We start from the raw sequence: 16,899 nt of genomic DNA, 5'->3' as shown, positions 1-16,899 counted from the left end.
AATGGAACAGTTTGATTTTATTGAGATGAAGCTTCCTGCAAAATCTGAATATGTTGGGGTCATCCGGTTGAGTGTGTCTGGGATTGCTAATCGGATGGGCTTTTCCTATGAGGAAATTGAGGACTTAAAGGTGGCAATTTCTGAAGCTATGACGAACGCGACAACTCACGCCTATGATGTTGAGGAGGAAGGTGAGGTTACCGTTGGCTTTGGGGTTTATCAAGACCGATTAGAAGTGATGGTGGCAGATCATGGAGGTAGTTTTGATTTAGCTAAGATCAAGGAAGAAATCGGTCCTTATCAACCATCAGAAAAGATTGAAAATTTACGTGAAGGTGGTTTCGGTTTATTTTTAATTGATGCACTAATGGATAAAGTGGAGATAAAAAATGACTATGGCGTTATTGTATTAATGACTAAGAATCTCCCAATAAACGAGGTGGATTTTGATGACGGCCAAATCTCAACCACACAATAAGCGTGGGGATGAGGTTTACCAATGGATAAAGCACCTACAAAGTAACCCACAAGATGAACAAATACAAGAGAAGATTGTCTTAACCTATCAGGATCTCGTCCATTCCATTGCACGAAAATATGCAAAGAATAGTACGATTCATGAGGATCTTGTTCAAGTAGGGATGCTTGGATTATTAGCAGCAATCAAAAGGTATGATCCATCATTAGGTAAATCATTTGAGTCATTTGCCATTCCAACGATTATCGGTGAGATTAAGCGATTTATTCGTGATAAGACTTGGAGTGTGCATGTGCCACGTAGAATTAAAGAATTAGGACCAAAAATTAAAAAAGCAACAGAGGAATTAACCACTTTGTATCAACGTTCTCCATCCGTACGCGATATTGCAGCATATTTGGAAGTGACAGAAGAAGAAGTTCTTGAGACCATGGAAATGGGGCAAAGCTATAAAGCTTTATCGGTTGATAAAAAAATTGAATCAGACTCTGATGGAAGCACAGTATCGATACTTGACCTAATCGGAAACCAAGATGAAGGTTTTGAAAAAACAGATCTACGGTTATTATTGGAGAAAGTATTACCGATTTTGTCTGAGCGTGAACAAAAAATTTTACAATATACTTACTTTGAAAATAAAAGTCAAAAAGAGACAGGTGAACTTTTGGAGATTTCGCAAATGCACGTGTCACGAATTCAACGACGTGCTTTGTTAAAGCTAAAGGAAGCCCTACAAGCTGATGGTATTGGAGTTAATGATTAATGGTAGAGACAAAACGAGTTGATGTATCAATTTATCAGACCCCTAAAGCTGGTAATTTCTATTGTGGTGACAGCTATTATTACTATGAAGATGATCGTTACTTTATCTGTGCCTTAGCGGATGGTTTAGGCAGTGGAGAGTTAGCGCGTGAGTCTTCAATGGCTGTGATGAACGTTGTTAAGTCAGAGCCAACAATGGATACAGCCGAGCTGGTCAAAGAAAGTAACAAGGTATTAATAGGCAAACGTGGAGTAGTACTTGGGATTTTAAAGCTTGATTATCACAAAAAAGTCTATACCTACGCATCCATAGGTAATATTGGTTTAATAACCATAACGGTTGACACACTAAAAAAACGTATGATTCCAATCTCGGGTTACTTAGGAGTATATGCTCGAGCAATGAAAGAAGAGCAAGGGCAGTTGGAATCAGGTACTATTTTTGCGTTATTTTCTGACGGTGTGAGTTCACATGATTTATCACATGAATTATTTAAAAAGAGAAATGTTATTGAGATGACCGATACGTTTGCAGAACGGCTTGACCATAACCATGCAGATGATACAACTTTAATCATTATAAAATACCATTAGAAAGCTCTATGCTAAGCAAGCAAAGGCATAGAGCTTTTGCTATGCTCTCTTATCAAGCTATGGGCTCAAAGCAGCAGATCAAGGGGATACGATGATTCGAATAGCCAAACGGGTAAAAGTTTTGATAAAATAAGGGAATAGAGATTGGAGGAAAAGTCATGAGTCAGGAATTAAATCAAGGGCTTGTCATTGAAGGTGTAGCCAAACGTGTTTCACTCAAGCTCTCAACAGTTCAACAAGTTATTAAATTATTAGAAGAAGGAAATACCGTTCCCTTTATTGCACGTTATCGTAAGGAACAAACAGGTAGTTTAGATGAAGTTCAAATAAAAGAAATTGAAGACCATTGGCACTATGGTCAGCAGCTGGCCCAGCGGAAGGCTGAGGTCATCCGTTTAATTGACGAGCAACAAAAATTGACACCAGAGCTAAAAGCTGAAATAGAACAAGCTGAACAACTACAACGTGTTGAAGATCTATACCGTCCATATAAACAAAAACGTCGGACAAAGGCAACTATTGCTAAGGAAAAAGGGTTGGAGCCATTGGCCCAACAAATTTGGGAACAAAGTTTAACCGATCTGAACCAAGCTGCCACTGAGTTTCTTTCTGACGAGTATGAATTAACTGAAACCACTGCAGTTTTAGAAGGAGCTAATGATATTATTGCTGAATGGATATCGGACCAAGCATCTTATCGTCACTACATAAGAAAGCAGACGGTTGAACGAGGCCTTATCATTACTCAAGTCAAGGATCAGGAGTCAGATGAGAAAAAGGTCTATGAAATGTATTATGATTACCAAGAAGCGGTAAAATCCGTTGTTTCCCACCGAATCCTTGCTATGAATCGAGGTGAAAAGGAAGGGGTTATCAAGGTTTCAATACAACCACCGCTAGAGCTGATTCAAGGCTATCTCGAACGTCAAATCATTAAAAATAATAGTCAAGAAGCGGTTAAAACATTTTTGGGTGAAGCTATTAGCGATAGCTATAAACGATTGATCCAGCCTTCAATTGAACGTGAAGTGCGTACTAGTCTATCGGAAAAGGCAGAGGAACAGGCCATTGATATTTTTGCTAAAAACCTCAATAGCTTATTGCTACAGCCACCTTTAAAAGGACAAATGATTTTAGGGATTGACCCAGCATATCGTACTGGCTGTAAATTGGCGGTAGTAGACGAGACCGGAAAGATGATTGCAGTTGATGTCATTTATCCAACCGCACCAAAAAAGGATATAGCAGGTGCCGAGCAGAAGGTCAAAGCGTTTATGTCAAAATACAAGATTCAGCTTATAGCTATTGGAAACGGTACTGCTTCGCGTGAGACAGAACAATTTATAGCCGATTTAATTGAAAAGGAACAGTTTTCAACACCTTATCTAATTGTTAATGAGGCTGGAGCAAGTGTTTATTCTGCTTCTAAATTAGCACGTGAGGAATTTCCTGATCTTCAGGTTGAAGAACGTAGTGCTGTTTCAATTGCAAGACGTGTTCAAGATCCACTAGCCGAACTCGTTAAAATTGATCCAAAATCAATTGGTGTTGGTCAATATCAACATGATGTCAGTCAGAAGCGTTTAAGTGAATCACTGAAATTTGTTGTTGAGACAGCCGTTAACCAAGTTGGGGTTAATGTTAATACCGCATCGGTCTCACTGCTACAATATGTGTCAGGGCTAAGCAAAGCGGTAGCGGAGAATATTGTTAAGCTTCGAGAGGATTTAGGTAAATTTACTTCACGTCAGCAACTTAAGGATGTTCCGCGACTTGGTCAGAAAACTTATGAACAAAGTATTGGATTTCTTCGTATTTCAAACGGAGATGAGCCATTGGACCGTACGCCGATCCACCCTGAAAGCTATCGAGAGGTTAAACAGTTACTTGCGATGATCGATTGTACGGGAGCAGATTTAGGAAGTGAAAAGCTAACTAAAGCATTAGCTACTTTGGATTTAAATCAAGTAGCAACAGAATTGAATATTGGATTAATTACTTTACAAGATATCGTTAAGGCGTTAAGCAGTCCAGAGCGTGACCCACGAGATGATCTTCCTAAACCTTTGCTTAAGAAAAACGTTTTGTCGATGGAAGATTTAAAGCCCGGATTAGAATTACAAGGTACAGTGCGAAATGTCGTTGACTTTGGTGTGTTTGTTGACATTGGGGTTAAGCAGGACGGACTTGTCCATATCTCCAAAATGTCTAATAAATTTGTAAAGCATCCAATGGATATCGCCTCTGTAGGTGATGTAGTTACAGTATGGGTAGATCAAGTCGATTTAGCTAAAGAACGGATAGCTTTAACCATGGTTAAACAAGAATCTTGAACCTCCCCCATTTAGCGTCCTCGCAGTCTGACTGAAGTGGGAGATGCTTGGCTACGTGTATCTCTTCCATCACAGAGGTTTCTCTTTGACGAAGCTACCCCTATGGTCCAGCTTCACTCAAGATAGGGCGAGTATTCTTCGCCCTTCTTGAAGAATGTTTTTACTAGAAGTAGCTCGTCTACACGAAAAGGTAATCAACCATTCAGAATAAGTTGATCAGCCAAAACTACGAGGTAATCTGTATCGAAGAGCTACACACGATAGGTACGTTACGTCGGACCTGCCAATGATTAATGCACCACAATGACGGTTTTTTGTGTGGTCTCAGACCAGTTTTAGCCTTGCTCAGAATGATAAAAAAACCAGCACTGGTTTAGGATAATAATTTGGTTAATATCTTTTTGCTTGAAAGCATAAGTAAGTTGTCTCTTTAACCAAGTCGGCATGGTTATTCCTCCTTGACTAAACTTTTGTTAAGATAGCATATGTAAAAAGGGAATTTTGAGGTACACGAATATGGATGATTTACAACTAAAAACACTTATTAAACAACTTTCACTTACGTATTTTCACCAACCTTATTTAGGTAAAGCAGCTTTTAACAACCGACTTAGAACAACTGGTGGTCGATATTTACCGGGACATAGGAAGATTGAAATAAACCCAAAATATTTGATCGAGCTAGGGATGGATGAGTTGATTGGTATTATCAAGCATGAGCTTTGTCATTATCATCTTCATATTACAGGTGAAAACTACCGTGATCGAGATGCTAGTTTTCAACGCTTGTTAAAGCAGGTTGGAGCTCCCAAGCATTGCCAACCCCTTCCTTCAGTTCAAAAAAAACCGAAAATTTATTATAGTTGCACCCAATGTGGGCAACACTATATCAGGAAGAAAAAAATTGACCTTAAACGTTACCGCTGTGGAGCTTGTCGCGGCAAATTAAAACAACTAAACAAGAAGGAATCTCCGATGGAGGCTTGACCTATTTATACCTTTCCAAGTAAAATGTAACTATATCTTTTTAGGTCTTAATCGTAAATGGATAACTCAGTTTATTTTTTAAATAAAAATAAGACAAAATATGTTGACATTTCACTTGTGATATAGTATATTTTTAAACGTCGCTAATATAAGTTTTCATCTATTCCACAGTAGCTCAGTGGTAGAGCAATCGGCTGTTAACCGATCGGTCGTAGGTTCGAATCCTACCTGTGGAGCCATAATGGAGAAGTACTCAAGTGGCTGAAGAGGCGCCCCTGCTAAGGGTGTAGGTCGTGTAAGCGGCGCGAGGGTTCAAATCCCTCCTTCTCCGCCATTGTTTTTTGTTGTAATGGCCCGTTGGTCAAGCGGTTAAGACACCGCCCTTTCACGGCGGTAACACGGGTTCGAATCCCGTACGGGTCACCATTATATCTTCAATTTGTTAGGGTCCGGTAGTTCAGCCGGTTAGAATGCCTGCCTGTCACGCAGGAGGTCGCGGGTTCGAGTCCCGTCCGGACCGCCATTATCATTTATTGGGCTATAGCCAAGCGGTAAGGCAACGGTTTTTGGTTCCGTCATGCGCTGGTTCGAATCCAGCTAGCCCAGCCATTTTATTATATCTATACTTAATAGAACACCTTTGAAGCCCTAAGGTTTTAAAGGGGTTTTCTGTTAATAAAGAATTAAATATGGCAAGATTATAAAGAGCCATTAGCTCAGTAGGTAGAGCATCTGACTTTTAATCAGAGGGTCGAAGGTTCGAATCCTTCATGGCTCATCTGATGTTTTAAAAATATTATGCGGTCGTGGCGGAATGGCAGACGCGCTAGGTTGAGGGCCTAGTGGGAGTTTATCCCGTGGAGGTTCAAGTCCTCTCGACCGCATCACTAAATACCATCCTTCTTTTAGAGGTTTTGGTATTTTTTTTATGTCTTCAATTCTTATTGATCGATTAGACAATACCGTAAAATGCCCCTTCGTCTGATAATTTATCGCAGTGTAATTGACGAGTTTCACTTTATCAGCCATTCTTGAACAGACCTGCGCTTTTCGAAATCCATCGATATACTAAGCTTGAAAACCGTATAATTGTTAAAATTCAGGATATTCTAATGGAGTGTATAGATCGAAAGATGACACAAAAATAATTTAAGGAGGAAGATGATGGGTATTTTAAATGGAAACCCTCAAGATGAACCATTACATTATGGTGAAGTATTTAGCGCGTGGAATTATGTTATGGCTGCTAATGGTGCAATTGGTAAATATCAAATGCTGATTAACCATGTAGGAGACGACGACTTGAAGCAGTTACTTCAAGAAACGATTGAGCAAAGTCAAGCAGAAGTGAAGCAAGTCGAAACGGTTTTAAGGGATAATGGTGTGGGCCTCCCTCCAGAAACACCGGAGCCACCAAAGGCTGATCTAAATAGTATACCAACTGGTGCCCGTTTTCAGGATCCAGCTGTTTCTGCTGCAACAGCAGCGGAGGTAGCGGCAGGTTTAGTGACATGCAGTACCATTATTGGACAATCTATTCGTGAGGACATTGCGATGATGTTTGGTCAATTTCACACTGACAAAGCTGCGCTAGGTGCAAAATACTTGAAGCTGAACAAGGAAAAAGGCTGGTTGATTCCACCGCCACTACACCTAAGCAAAGTAAGTGAAGAGGTTCAACGGGTCTAAGTTAGAATAGTAAGCACGAGCATAGAGTTTTATCGCAGTATAACTGGCTGGGGCTGCGATTACTCGCCCCATCGAAGGGCTTTTGTAAGACTCCCAACTACAAGAAATAAGGGAACACGTCATGTCTAAGTGGGAGATCCAACAGCCAGTAACGGCTCGATTGGTTTAACTAACGTTCAGTGGGGGAGAGAGGAAGCTGACTAAGTTCGCGGCGTCGTGTCGCAACGTCTGCACGAGCACATCCTATGCGTCGAACTCCCCACTGAACGAAGTTTCACTTTGTATAATGTGTTTGTGCATTTTTATGAGTAAAAAGCAAAAAAGATTAAAATGTGTTGAATAATTTAGATATTAAGGACTTAGAAAGAGCTTCTTTCAGCTAATTATAGTGTGCTCGTTATACAATAGTTAGACTGAGAGGGCTAGGTATTATTCATTAAGTTGTAACAGAAGACTTCACAATTAAACAGAGTTAACAGTTTAGGATTAAAGTCTCCTTGTTCGGTCTCTTTACTATACTAATTTAGTCCGAAAGAGCGATAATGACAAACATATGTGCTTATGGTAATATGGATTAAAAACAACGAGGAGAAGTGACAGCAATGGAAGAAAAAGCATGTATAAAGCTAGCATACGCTACTCAAGATTATTTTAAAGAATTACATGCATTTCAATTACCAGATCAACAAGCACAGTTTGCGGCATTGCCAATCAAACAACAATCAGACATAGAAGAAGGACAAAACCCGATTGTTATCCTGAATGGTCAAGAACCTGTTGGCTTTTTTTTATTGCATACGACAGATCGAGTTAAAGAGTATACCGATAACCCCCGAGCTGTTTTGTTAACGGCTTTCTCGATTAATTATATCCATCAAGGAAAAGGCTATGCTTACCGAGGGTTGGCCATGTTAAAAAAGTTTATCACATCTGAATTTTCTAATATAAATGAAGTCGTTTTAGCTGTTAACCATAAAAACATTCCAGCCCAGAAGCTCTATACAAAAGTTGGATTCATCGATACAGGGAAAAGAAAAACAGGTCCAATAGGTGAACAGTGGATTATGAAACTAAACTTATTGGAAGAAGATAGCTAGCGTTTGATTTATCGTATAACTACAATCTTAGCTGTGATATGATTTTGTAGTTATACGTCCTTCACCATATAATACAATTCAGCAAATTGATTATACCTTTTCATTTGTTTTAATTCTAAATTCAAGTGATAGTCGCCCTCTCGAAACAGTGAAATTCCACCACCCAAAATGGTTGGTGCAATCGTTAATATGATTTCATCAACTTGTTTAGTCTTAATAATAGAATTGATCAACCCTCCACCGCCAGCGATCCATATGTTTTTTCCGGACCTGCTTTTTAGCCTGTCCAAAAAATCAGTCATATCTTCATTGATAAATTTTACATATTTTGTATCGTTAACAACCGATTGGGTAAAGACGTAGCAGGCTTTACCTTCATAAGGAAATGAATCGAGCTCCTGGTTCATTATCCAATCGTATGTTCTTCGCCCCATAAGGATGGTATCAACTGTTTGATAAAAAGCAGAGAAGCCATTATCTCCATCACCTTCAACATCGAATAACCAATCAAGTGAGTTATTCTTTGTCGCAATATAACCGTCTAGGCTTGTAGCAATAAAAAGAACTATCTTGCGCTTTTGGTTCATTATCTTCATCTCCTTTAATTTTATTATACTAGCAAAAATCTGACATCCACTGTCATATATTCTATGTCATTTTCAAAATAAGCATGTGCAAGGGCTAGAAACTAAGACTTCAGATGTAATTTATCAATTAGCGTTAAAAGTATGTTGTGAACATGTGAATGGTGCTATAAAATTCGAATTATATTATACTGACCGTCGGTCAGTCAGTGTAAGAAAGACTGAAATAAGGAGAATGAAGATGCGTGTCGTAAAAGAACATGACGTACGAAGAAAAGAATTACTTGATACTGCTGAGCGACTATTTATCACGAAAGGATTTAATCAGACGACCATTAATGATATTCGTCAAGCTGTTGGGATTGCCAAAGGGACCTTCTATCACTATTTTAAGTCAAAGGATGATATTCTTGATGCGATGATCGAGCGAATTATTGATCAAGATCTTGTGAGGGCAAGAGCAATTGTCGAGGATCAGACAATAAGCCCGATTGAGAAAATAGCAAAAATATTGCTAGCACAACGTCCGGAAGTAGGAGATAGCAAGGAGAGCATGATAAAGGTTGCACACGAACCAGAAAATCTCGCCATGCATGTCAAAACAATTGTGCAATCTATTCAAAGGTTATCACCTGTTATAACTGAAGTAATTATCCAAGGAATTGATAATGGGGATTTTCACACCAACAACCCGAGAACGGTTATGGATATGTTACTTATTTCAGGCAAATGCTGTTTGATGAGGCTATTTTTGATTGGCCGTTAGAAGAACGCGTTCAACGGTTAGTAGGTTTCGTTCAATCGGCTGAGCGTCTACTTGGTGCCAAGAAAGGAAGCTTTAATTTTATTTATGACATTCTAGATAGCTGAACAGGAGGGGAATAAGATGGAGAGCAATCAATTCTTAAAGGTTAATTCTTCACCCAAAAATTTTAGATTAATGGTAGCGGGTCAGATTATTTCAGTACTTGGCTCAGTATTACTGCGCTTTGCTTTATCGTTATATGTGCTTGATCTTACTGGTCGTGCCGATATTTATGCGAGTCTTTATGCCATGTCGAATATACCATTATTACTAGCCCCGCTTGGAGGAGTATTGGCTGACAGATTTAATCGACGTAATCTTATGGTTAACTTCGATTTTGCATCAGGTGCAGTCATACTTATTTATATTTTGTTCATGCTTAGCGGTTACACTTCTGTATTACTTATTGCTGTGATCATGATTATCTTTTCTATCATAAGTGCGATGTACACTCCAGCTGTAACGGCAAGTATTCCACTGTTAGTAGAGAAAGAAAAGCTAGAAGGGGCTAATGGCTTGATCCAAGCAATCCAAGCACTCTCAGCAGTGATTGCTCCAGTTTATAGGTGGATTACTGTATGGTGTAATAGGTCTTCGTCTTTTAGTGGTCCTTAGCTTTTTTACTTTTATATTCTCCGCTATTATGGAAATGTTTATCGAGATTCCGTTTGAGAAACGTAAACAATCGGGCTATATTGCTCTTATGATTACGCGCGACTTAAAAGATGGCTTTACTTATGTGGTAAAGCAGCCGTTTATTATGAAATCAATGGTCCTTGCTGCCTTACTTAATTTATTTTTAACACCTTACTTTATTGAAGGAGGTCCTATCGTCCTTAGATTGACTATGGGCAGTGGCAATACAATGTATGGTATAGGCATGGGATTAATTAATGTAGCGACGATTATTGGAGCATTATCTGTTGGTTTTTTTGCTAAGAAAATCCAAGTCAGTACACTCCATTACTGGTTGCTTATCATTGCGGTACTTGTGTTGCCCACCGCACTTTCAGTAACTCCGATAATGTTGAACTTGGGCTACTATCCTTCATTTATTTTATTTATCATATCTACTGTTCTCATTGCCATGATCATGACAATAGCCTCTATTTTCGTTATTACTAAAGTTCAGAAAAAGACACCTAATGAGAACTTAGGTAAGGTCATGGCCATTATAACTGCAGCGTCACAATGTATGGCACCGATTGGACAGATTATCTATGGCTTAGCTTTTGAATCATTCAGTGGTTATGTATATTTACCGACGCTTTTCGTTAGTATCGTAATGCTAGGATTGACACTGTTAACTTATAGAATGATGAGAAACGAGGCCATCGTATAGATGAAAAGAAAAATATTAGTAAAAGACCTCAGGCGGAATAAAGTGATTATAACCACTCTTTTTGTATTTATTTTACTTGCTACTCTGTTGGTGTCAGGGGCGACCCAGATTATGGTCACCTTGTTTAGCTCAATGGATAACTTGTTCATTGCAGCAAAAGCACCACACTATGTTCAAATGTACGCAGGTGATCTTAACCAAGCGGAGATAGATACTTTTACGGAAGAAAATCCATTAGTTAGAAACCAACAAACTGTGACAATGCTGGGTATTAACGGTGCCTACCTCTATCTGGGAGATAATGAAAACTCTGAAGCGAACAGTATTATTGAAAATAGCTTCGTCAAACAAAATCAGGAGTTTGATTTTTTGCTAGATACCAATAATCATAAGATCGATGTCAATGATGGTGAGATTGGAGTACCGATCTATCACATGAAGGAGTACGGCTTAGAATTAGGAGACAAAGTTCAAATTGTGAAAAATAATCTTAATATGGAATTTACCATAACAGCCTTTGTCCGTGATGCACAAATGAACCCAGCTATTGTTACGTCAAAACGTTTTGTTGTCAATGACAATGATTGGATGACATTGCAGAATCACTGTAGTGAAGAGGAATATTTAATTGAGTTTCTATTACACGATGTGAATGATGTGAATGAATTTGAAGCTTTGTACCAGTCAAGCTCTCTCCCCCAACAGGGGACAGCGATTAATTATACGTTTTATCGGGTTTTAAATGCTTTAACAGATGGTGTGGTTGTTGCGGTCATTATGTTAATTAGTGTGTTGCTATTGGCAATTGCGTTACTTTGTATACGGCTCACCTTGATAGCAACGATTGAAGAAGACTATCGTGAGATCGGTGTGATGAAGGCGATTGGCATTAGCAAGAGAGAGATTAAACGTTTATATCTTGCTAAATATATAATCATAAGTTTCACTGCTTCTGTATGTGGTTATTTGATCTCACTGTTTATTGGTCATGTCTTTACTGCTAATATCTCACTTTATCTGGGAAGTTCAAATTTAACCATTTGGTCTAACATCATTCCCTTTCTAGGGGCACTATTTGTATTTGGGATCATTCTGCTGTTTTGTCAGGTTGTCTTACGTAAAATAAGCAAAATATCGCCCATTGATGCGCTTAGACAAATGATGATCAATGGCAATAAGTATCGATCAAGAGGGTTCAAACTTAGTCGTTGTTTTGTAGGAAACCCTAATATTTTTCTCGGATTAAAAGCAGTCTTTAGCCAGTTTAGTTTATATGGGACATTATCTGTTATTTTTTTAGTTTGCGTAGGTCTAATGAATATGCCATTTAACCTCCTCAATACCCTTACATCTCCAGAATTTATTACTTATATGGGAGCGGGACGGAGTGATATTCGAATCGATATTCAGCACAGACAGGATATGGACTCGGTATATAGACAAATCAATCAATATTTAATTGAGGATCAGGATATTGTTAATCACACTGGTTTAGTAACAGCCGCTTATAGGCTAGAAAATGCAGACGGCCTACACGAAACGATAAAGATAGAGTCAGGTGACTTTTCTATCTTTCCACTTGAATATTTAAATGGAACAGCGCCTGATTCAGTGGATCAAATGGCCATCTCTAGTTTATATGCTGAAGAGCTTGACAAAAAAGTAGGCGATGAGGTTACCTTATTGACTAATGATGATCGGAGTTACACACTGTCAATTAGTGGGATTTACCAGGATATAACAAATGGCGGTCGCACAGCGAAGGCACAATTACCTTATCAGAAGGAGGATATTCTCTGGTATGTGATTAATATTGAACTGGCTTCTGGTATATCCGTAGCTGATAAAACAATGGAATACAATCGTGAATTTCCTGAGGTCAAGGTGACAGAAATGGATGAATACTTGAGCCAAACATTAGGTGGCTTAGTCGATCAATTAGCGTTGATTGTTAAGCTTGCATTTGGGCTGGCCATTATTATCGCGGTACTAATTACAGCAATGTTTTGTAAGATGCTCCTAGCAAAGGAGTCTAAGCAAATTGGTATTATGCACCATCTTGGTATCCCCTATCGGAATATTCAGGTTCAATATTTAACTCGAATCTTAACGGTTTTGTTGCTTGGAACAGTATTGGGGGTGTTATCTGCAATGACGTTAGGTCAAGAACTCGCCGTTGCTTTGATCACAGGTATTTCAAAGATGGAATTTATTATTGATCCATTTGTTAGTTGGTTTGTTTATCCTGTCAGTCTTATCTTAACTGTAAGTATAACTATAATATGGTGTAGTCAATCCATCCCAAAACGTAATCTTATGCCATTGAGAGAAGAGTGAGGTCAGCTAATGAAGAAGATATTAGAAGTGAAACAATTAACCAAGGTTGTTCATTTGGATAAAAATAACAGTAGTCAGATTTTAAAACATATTGATCTTTCGATAGAGCAAGGGGAATTTGTCACAATTATGGGACCATCGGGATCTGGAAAAACAACTTTACTATATAGTATTAGTGGAATGGATAAACCGACATCTGGAGATGTATACTTTTTGGGAAAAAAGATTTCAAAAATGACAGAAGACCACTTATCAGCTATCCGACTGAATTATATGGGATTTGTTTTTCAGCAAAGTCAATTATTAAAAAATCTAAATATATTGGATAATATTATCTTACCTGGGTTTATGGCAAAGCGTGAGTCACGCCAAGTGATTGTAAATCGAGCATTAGCATTAATGAGCGAAACAGGGATAAGGCAGTTAAAGGAACATGAAATTGATCAAGCCTCTGGAGGCCAGCTACAGCGAGTGGCTATTTGTCGAGCCCTAATTAATGATCCAGAGATCCTATTTGGTGATGAGCCAACTGGTGCTTTAAATTCTAAAGCGACGGATGATGTTATGAATATTTTGGTTGATCTTAACTTGAATGGAACAACTATCCTACTTGTCACACATGATGCTAAAGTTGCTGCAAGAAGTGAACGTGTCCTTTATATGGCTGATGGAGCAATTAAGGGAGAAAAAGTGCTTGGGAAGTATCGACAAGGAGATGATGTAAGAGCACGCGAGCAGCTACTCGTCAATTGGCTCACCAAGATGGGATTTTAAAAAATTCTAATCGTATTTTCCTAACAAAAATCATAAATAGGTGGCAATGCGATAATTAGCATTACCACCTTTACTTATTTTGCATAGCGATAGATAATATCACGTAGCAATGATGTGACTTTTTGGTCAGCCTTTTGATCATAGTACTGGGCAAATCTTTGATCAGCAACATACATGTCACCAAGCCCTTTATGAGCTTCAGCATTGTAGGATGGCCAGCTAAAGGATAACCAAGTTTTATGGTTGTTGTAGGCTGCTTCGGCATCTGGTGAAGAAAGATCACCTGTTTTAGCCACTTGCTTTAAGTTTTCGATTAGCTCTTGTTCTATTTTCCCCATTTGCTCAAATTGCTTTTTAGTTAGGCTAGACCACTTTTGGTTACTTGCATCAATAACCTCATCGCTATATTTTTCTCTTATTTCTTTGCCGTAGTTCATTTCATTTTCTGCAAGCTTTGCCTGCTTAAATACTTCAAATTTATCATGATTTTTCATTTCAATCTCTCCTTTGTGGTAACGCATTGTCATTTTGACTGTAGCCAGTAAATGATCAATTTCAGCCTTTTTTAATAGAAGCTGTTGGTAATGGTCAGCTAGTGCAGACTGGATAGAATAATTCGGATCATTTAAGATATTCCGGATTTCTTCAAGTTTTAGATCCAATTTTCGATAAAATAGGATCAATTGGAGCCGATCAATTTCTTTCTCTCCATAAATTCGATATCCAGATGAGTTAATTCTAGCTGGCTTTAGCAGATCAATATCATCATAATAGCGGAGCGTGCGTGTGCTCACACCAGACATGCATGCTATTTTCTTAATGGTGTATTCCAATGTAACCACCTCCTAATCTGATGATAAACCTTTACGTAACGTCAATGTCAATACGTTTGAAAAAAATGATTAATTATTGTTCAAAAAAATATCCGTTTAGGGGCTTTGCAATCAGCATCTGATTATGCCTAATCAACAATGCTAACCCCCATATTACGTGCTGTACCTTCAATCATTCGCATTGCTCCAGTAAGATTGGTCGTATTTAGATCGGGTAGTTTAGTCTGGGCAATTTTTTCTAAATCTTTACGTGTAATCGAACCAACGATCTCATGCCCACTCTTCTGTGCACCTTTTTTAATCCCAGCTGCTTTCTTAATTAAAAAAGCTGTAGGGGGTGTTTTTAAGTTAATGACAAAGCTTTGATCATCGTAAACCGTAACTTTAGCTGGGATAATATTGCCGATTTCAGTTTTGGTCATGTCGTTATATTGATTTACGAATTTAACTAAATTGATACCCGTAGGAGCTAAATCCTTTCCTATTATAGCCGGATTAATTTCACCTGCTGGTAAATTTAAAATTCTAGTTGTAATAACATTTCTTTTATTGGCCATATTTATCACCTCCTCCAACCCAATTCCTTATGTTACAGGTTTACGTAACGAGAAGGTCAAGTCTTAAAGTTAGCCACTTTTTATTTCAATTGATTATGGTAGTGTAACTGGCTGGGGCTGCGACTACTCGCCCCATCGAAGGGCTTTTGTAAGCCTCCCACTACAAGAAATAAGGGGACACGTCTTGTCTAAGTGGGAGATCCAACAGCCAGTAATGGCCCAATTGGTTCAATCAGTGGGGATGGAGGAGGCTGACTAGTTCGCGACATCGTGTCGCAACGTCTGCACTAGCACAGAAAGCGCCCCCCCACTGAACGAGGTTTCACTTTATGCTGCGAAGGTATATGTTCTATTTCAACCGAATGCTGAATGCAGACTAAACATACTTTGCTTATGATCTTGGGAATATAGGCATTCCATTAAAATAAAACAAGCGCTATGGTTGTTCAGTTTTAGATTATTTAATTTTTTAGTCATACTTAAAATATTGAATTAGATGAATAATTATTGAAAGAATGTGAATCAATAAACGAGAAATCCATACATTCATCCATCTGTAGCTCTTATGTTCATTAATATAGAAGTAACTGGTTCAAAAAAGTAGGGATTTTGCTGGTCAAATGGGAAGGAAACTGGATAGTTCAGTCTGGGATAATGGGTTCGCGAAAGTCGCACTTGCTAATATTAAAGTAGCAAGTATGCAGGGTAAGAGATTTAACTAAGGTTTTTTATATGGTTGAGCAAAGTGACCTAGGATAACGACGAACAATGGATGCACGTGTTGCCAATGTACTCCTTATATGAGGATGGTTTATGTAGCCGAGCCATACCGTAGTTTAAGGGAGATTTATGCTTGAGCATATAGCTGTTGAGTAGGTTATAGGATTCAACACAGTTAACAGAGTGCTCGCTAAAGATAAAAATAAATAAGGATGAGATTCACCCATTTCCTACTATATAATATAAATATAATTGGAGCAGGTGGAATAACAATCACAAAACACTGAAAAAACCTGACTAGGGTAAGCAATGGATAGGTGCATGTTCCAATTTGTTGTTCGCTTTGTTTGACTGTTGCTCGGGTTCGATAATCTTAAGTGATGTAAGTTCACCCTTACAAAATGAAACTAAAGCAAAAAAATGATGATTAGGAAGGTTAGCTTAAGTTTTTTAAATAGACGTTTATTGCTTATTTAAGAGGAAATCATTAGGCAAGATCCCTATTCATTTCTATAAATATTACAGTAAAAAGAGCTTGAGCTAACCTTTTTAAAAATGCATTTCAAATTATAAAAAAAGTGGTTGACTTAGTAGCTCATTTCATGTTATATTTAATTTCGTTGCTGAAACAGGCGCCCGTAGCTCAATTGGATAGAGCGTTTGACTACGGATCAAGAGGTTAGGGGTTCGACTCCTCTCGGGCGCGCCATTTTAGCCTGAAATTTATAACTTATTTAGAGTAAGTCAGTATTAATATTTGCGGGTGTAGTTTAATGGTAAAACCTCAGCCTTCCAAGCTGATGACGAGGGTTCGATTCCCTTCACCCGCTCCAATTGGGCCTATAGCTCAGCTGGTTAGAGCGCACGCCTGATAAGCGTGAGGTCGGTGGTTCGAGTCCACTTAGGCCCACCATAATTTGATCTTTGAAAACTGAATCAATCAACCAGTATCAAAAAGTAAGAAAAGCTAGTGCTTGAAACCGAGCAATAAAAAGATCATCGATTCT

14 protein-coding genes, 10 tRNA genes and 1 pseudogene are annotated in these 16,899 nt (G+C 38.4%); 21 read left to right on the top strand and 4 right to left on the bottom strand.

Annotation, left to right across the window (positions count from 1 at the left end; genetic code table 11):
- Nucleotide 1 precedes the first annotated feature (1 nt).
- From rsbW to ASE01S_RS02065, 4 genes are all read left to right on the top strand, one after another.
- On the top strand, nucleotides 2-478 hold the full coding sequence (gene rsbW, locus ASE01S_RS02080) for an anti-sigma B factor RsbW (protein WP_067837532.1): 477 nt from the start codon (nucleotides 2-4) through the stop codon (nucleotides 476-478).
- A complete protein-coding gene (gene sigB / locus ASE01S_RS02075) occupies nucleotides 450-1,241 on the top strand; it encodes an RNA polymerase sigma factor SigB (protein ID WP_067837529.1) in 792 nt (263 codons plus the stop codon). The genes rsbW and sigB overlap by 29 nt, the downstream gene beginning before the upstream one ends.
- Nucleotides 1,241-1,834 carry a SpoIIE family protein phosphatase gene (locus ASE01S_RS02070; RefSeq protein ID WP_067837526.1) on the top strand — a complete coding sequence of 198 codons (594 nt, stop codon included), beginning with the start codon at nucleotides 1,241-1,243 and terminating at the stop codon, nucleotides 1,832-1,834. The genes sigB and ASE01S_RS02070 overlap by 1 nt, the downstream gene beginning before the upstream one ends.
- A gap of 158 nt (nucleotides 1,835-1,992) precedes the next feature.
- Complete coding sequence (locus ASE01S_RS02065) at nucleotides 1,993-4,167, top strand: Tex family protein (protein WP_067837524.1); 2,175 nt, start codon at nucleotides 1,993-1,995, stop codon at nucleotides 4,165-4,167.
- A 335-nt stretch (nucleotides 4,168-4,502) separates the two neighbouring features.
- Here ASE01S_RS02065 and cmpA read toward each other — a convergent pair whose 3' ends face one another.
- Nucleotides 4,503-4,613: a cortex morphogenetic protein CmpA gene (cmpA, locus tag ASE01S_RS15690; RefSeq protein WP_157065126.1), complete on the bottom strand. Its 111-nt coding sequence runs from the start codon at nucleotides 4,611-4,613 to the stop codon at nucleotides 4,503-4,505.
- A gap of 70 nt (nucleotides 4,614-4,683) precedes the next feature.
- Here cmpA and ASE01S_RS02060 point away from each other — a divergent pair, with 70 nt between their 5' ends.
- From ASE01S_RS02060 to ASE01S_RS02015, 10 genes are all read left to right on the top strand, one after another.
- Nucleotides 4,684-5,154, top strand: coding sequence for a SprT family protein (locus ASE01S_RS02060; protein ID WP_067837520.1), 471 nt, complete (start codon nucleotides 4,684-4,686; stop codon nucleotides 5,152-5,154).
- Nucleotides 5,155-5,318: 164 nt separating this feature from the next.
- Nucleotides 5,319-5,393 (top strand) — tRNA-Asn (locus ASE01S_RS02055).
- 4 nt (nucleotides 5,394-5,397) lie between these two features.
- Nucleotides 5,398-5,488 (top strand) — tRNA-Ser (locus ASE01S_RS02050).
- 17 nt (nucleotides 5,489-5,505) lie between these two features.
- A tRNA-Glu gene (locus tag ASE01S_RS02045) sits at nucleotides 5,506-5,580 on the top strand.
- Between the two features lie 20 nt (nucleotides 5,581-5,600).
- Nucleotides 5,601-5,677: transfer RNA gene (locus ASE01S_RS02040), tRNA-Asp, on the top strand.
- A gap of 11 nt (nucleotides 5,678-5,688) precedes the next feature.
- Nucleotides 5,689-5,763 (top strand) — tRNA-Gln (locus tag ASE01S_RS02035).
- 96 nt (nucleotides 5,764-5,859) lie between these two features.
- Nucleotides 5,860-5,932: transfer RNA gene (locus tag ASE01S_RS02030), tRNA-Lys, on the top strand.
- Between the two features lie 22 nt (nucleotides 5,933-5,954).
- Nucleotides 5,955-6,038 (top strand) — tRNA-Leu (locus ASE01S_RS02025).
- A 280-nt stretch (nucleotides 6,039-6,318) separates the two neighbouring features.
- On the top strand, nucleotides 6,319-6,843 hold the full coding sequence (locus ASE01S_RS02020; protein ID WP_067837516.1) for a DUF3231 family protein: 525 nt from the start codon (nucleotides 6,319-6,321) through the stop codon (nucleotides 6,841-6,843).
- A gap of 602 nt (nucleotides 6,844-7,445) precedes the next feature.
- On the top strand, nucleotides 7,446-7,940 hold the full coding sequence (locus ASE01S_RS02015) for a GNAT family N-acetyltransferase (protein WP_067837512.1): 495 nt from the start codon (nucleotides 7,446-7,448) through the stop codon (nucleotides 7,938-7,940).
- Between the two features lie 50 nt (nucleotides 7,941-7,990).
- Here the strand turns inward: ASE01S_RS02015 and ASE01S_RS02010 are convergent, their stop codons facing one another.
- Nucleotides 7,991-8,527: a dihydrofolate reductase family protein gene (locus ASE01S_RS02010; RefSeq protein ID WP_067837511.1), complete on the bottom strand. Its 537-nt coding sequence runs from the start codon at nucleotides 8,525-8,527 to the stop codon at nucleotides 7,991-7,993.
- A gap of 238 nt (nucleotides 8,528-8,765) precedes the next feature.
- Here ASE01S_RS02010 and ASE01S_RS02005 point away from each other — a divergent pair, with 238 nt between their 5' ends.
- From ASE01S_RS02005 to ASE01S_RS01990, 4 genes and pseudogenes are all read left to right on the top strand, one after another.
- The gene (locus ASE01S_RS02005; protein ID WP_169793084.1) at nucleotides 8,766-9,290 is read left to right on the top strand and encodes a TetR/AcrR family transcriptional regulator; all 525 of its coding nucleotides are present in this window, start codon (nucleotides 8,766-8,768) and stop codon (nucleotides 9,288-9,290) included.
- A gap of 120 nt (nucleotides 9,291-9,410) precedes the next feature.
- Nucleotides 9,411-10,671, top strand: a pseudogene (locus ASE01S_RS02000) (MFS transporter).
- A complete protein-coding gene (locus ASE01S_RS01995; protein ID WP_083511990.1) occupies nucleotides 10,672-13,008 on the top strand; it encodes an ABC transporter permease in 2,337 nt (778 codons plus the stop codon).
- Nucleotides 13,009-13,017: 9 nt separating this feature from the next.
- Nucleotides 13,018-13,782 carry an ABC transporter ATP-binding protein gene (locus ASE01S_RS01990; protein ID WP_067837505.1) on the top strand — a complete coding sequence of 255 codons (765 nt, stop codon included), beginning with the start codon at nucleotides 13,018-13,020 and terminating at the stop codon, nucleotides 13,780-13,782.
- A 74-nt stretch (nucleotides 13,783-13,856) separates the two neighbouring features.
- Here ASE01S_RS01990 and ASE01S_RS01985 read toward each other — a convergent pair whose 3' ends face one another.
- Both ASE01S_RS01985 and rplK read right to left on the bottom strand, forming a co-directional pair.
- Nucleotides 13,857-14,624, bottom strand: coding sequence for a MerR family transcriptional regulator (locus ASE01S_RS01985; protein WP_306303206.1), 768 nt, complete (start codon nucleotides 14,622-14,624; stop codon nucleotides 13,857-13,859).
- Nucleotides 14,625-14,743: 119 nt separating this feature from the next.
- Entirely contained in the window at nucleotides 14,744-15,172 is a 429-nt protein-coding gene (gene rplK / locus ASE01S_RS01980) for a 50S ribosomal protein L11 (RefSeq protein ID WP_067837501.1), read from the bottom strand.
- A 1,352-nt stretch (nucleotides 15,173-16,524) separates the two neighbouring features.
- Between rplK and ASE01S_RS01975 the strand changes: the two genes are divergently transcribed.
- The 3 genes from ASE01S_RS01975 to ASE01S_RS01965 all read left to right on the top strand — a co-directional run bounded on the left by ASE01S_RS01975 (nucleotide 16,525) and on the right by ASE01S_RS01965 (nucleotide 16,805).
- Nucleotides 16,525-16,601 (top strand) — tRNA-Arg (locus ASE01S_RS01975).
- 50 nt (nucleotides 16,602-16,651) lie between these two features.
- Nucleotides 16,652-16,725 (top strand) — tRNA-Gly (locus tag ASE01S_RS01970).
- A 3-nt stretch (nucleotides 16,726-16,728) separates the two neighbouring features.
- Nucleotides 16,729-16,805: transfer RNA gene (locus tag ASE01S_RS01965), tRNA-Ile, on the top strand.
- Nucleotides 16,806-16,899 lie beyond the last annotated feature (94 nt).

Source organism: Amphibacillus sediminis NBRC 103570, assembly GCF_001552275.1.
Classification (GTDB): domain Bacteria; phylum Bacillota; class Bacilli; order Bacillales; family Amphibacillaceae; genus Amphibacillus_B; species Amphibacillus_B sediminis.
The sequence above is the reverse complement of the archived record's forward strand: the minus strand, read 5'-3'. Positions and strand labels throughout refer to the sequence as shown.

Bases quoted from the DNA above. Each gene is read 5' to 3' on its own strand.
- sigB (WP_067837529.1), top strand. From the start codon at position 450: ATGACGGCCAAATCTCAACCACACAATAAGCGTGGGGATGAGGTTTAC.
- ASE01S_RS02005 (WP_169793084.1), top strand. From the start codon at position 8,766: ATGCGTGTCGTAAAAGAACATGACGTACGAAGAAAAGAATTACTTGAT.
- ASE01S_RS02060 (WP_067837520.1), top strand. From the start codon at position 4,684: ATGGATGATTTACAACTAAAAACACTTATTAAACAACTTTCACTTACG.
- ASE01S_RS01990 (WP_067837505.1), top strand. From the start codon at position 13,018: ATGAAGAAGATATTAGAAGTGAAACAATTAACCAAGGTTGTTCATTTG.
- cmpA (WP_157065126.1), bottom strand. From the start codon at position 4,613: ATGCCGACTTGGTTAAAGAGACAACTTACTTATGCTTTCAAGCAAAAA.
- rsbW (WP_067837532.1), top strand. From the start codon at position 2: ATGGAACAGTTTGATTTTATTGAGATGAAGCTTCCTGCAAAATCTGAA.
- ASE01S_RS02015 (WP_067837512.1), top strand. From the start codon at position 7,446: ATGGAAGAAAAAGCATGTATAAAGCTAGCATACGCTACTCAAGATTAT.
- ASE01S_RS02065 (WP_067837524.1), top strand. From the start codon at position 1,993: ATGAGTCAGGAATTAAATCAAGGGCTTGTCATTGAAGGTGTAGCCAAA.
- rplK (WP_067837501.1), bottom strand. From the start codon at position 15,172: ATGGCCAATAAAAGAAATGTTATTACAACTAGAATTTTAAATTTACCA.
- ASE01S_RS02010 (WP_067837511.1), bottom strand. From the start codon at position 8,527: ATGAACCAAAAGCGCAAGATAGTTCTTTTTATTGCTACAAGCCTAGAC.
- ASE01S_RS02020 (WP_067837516.1), top strand. From the start codon at position 6,319: ATGGGTATTTTAAATGGAAACCCTCAAGATGAACCATTACATTATGGT.
- ASE01S_RS01995 (WP_083511990.1), top strand. From the start codon at position 10,672: ATGAAAAGAAAAATATTAGTAAAAGACCTCAGGCGGAATAAAGTGATT.
- ASE01S_RS02070 (WP_067837526.1), top strand. From the start codon at position 1,241: ATGGTAGAGACAAAACGAGTTGATGTATCAATTTATCAGACCCCTAAA.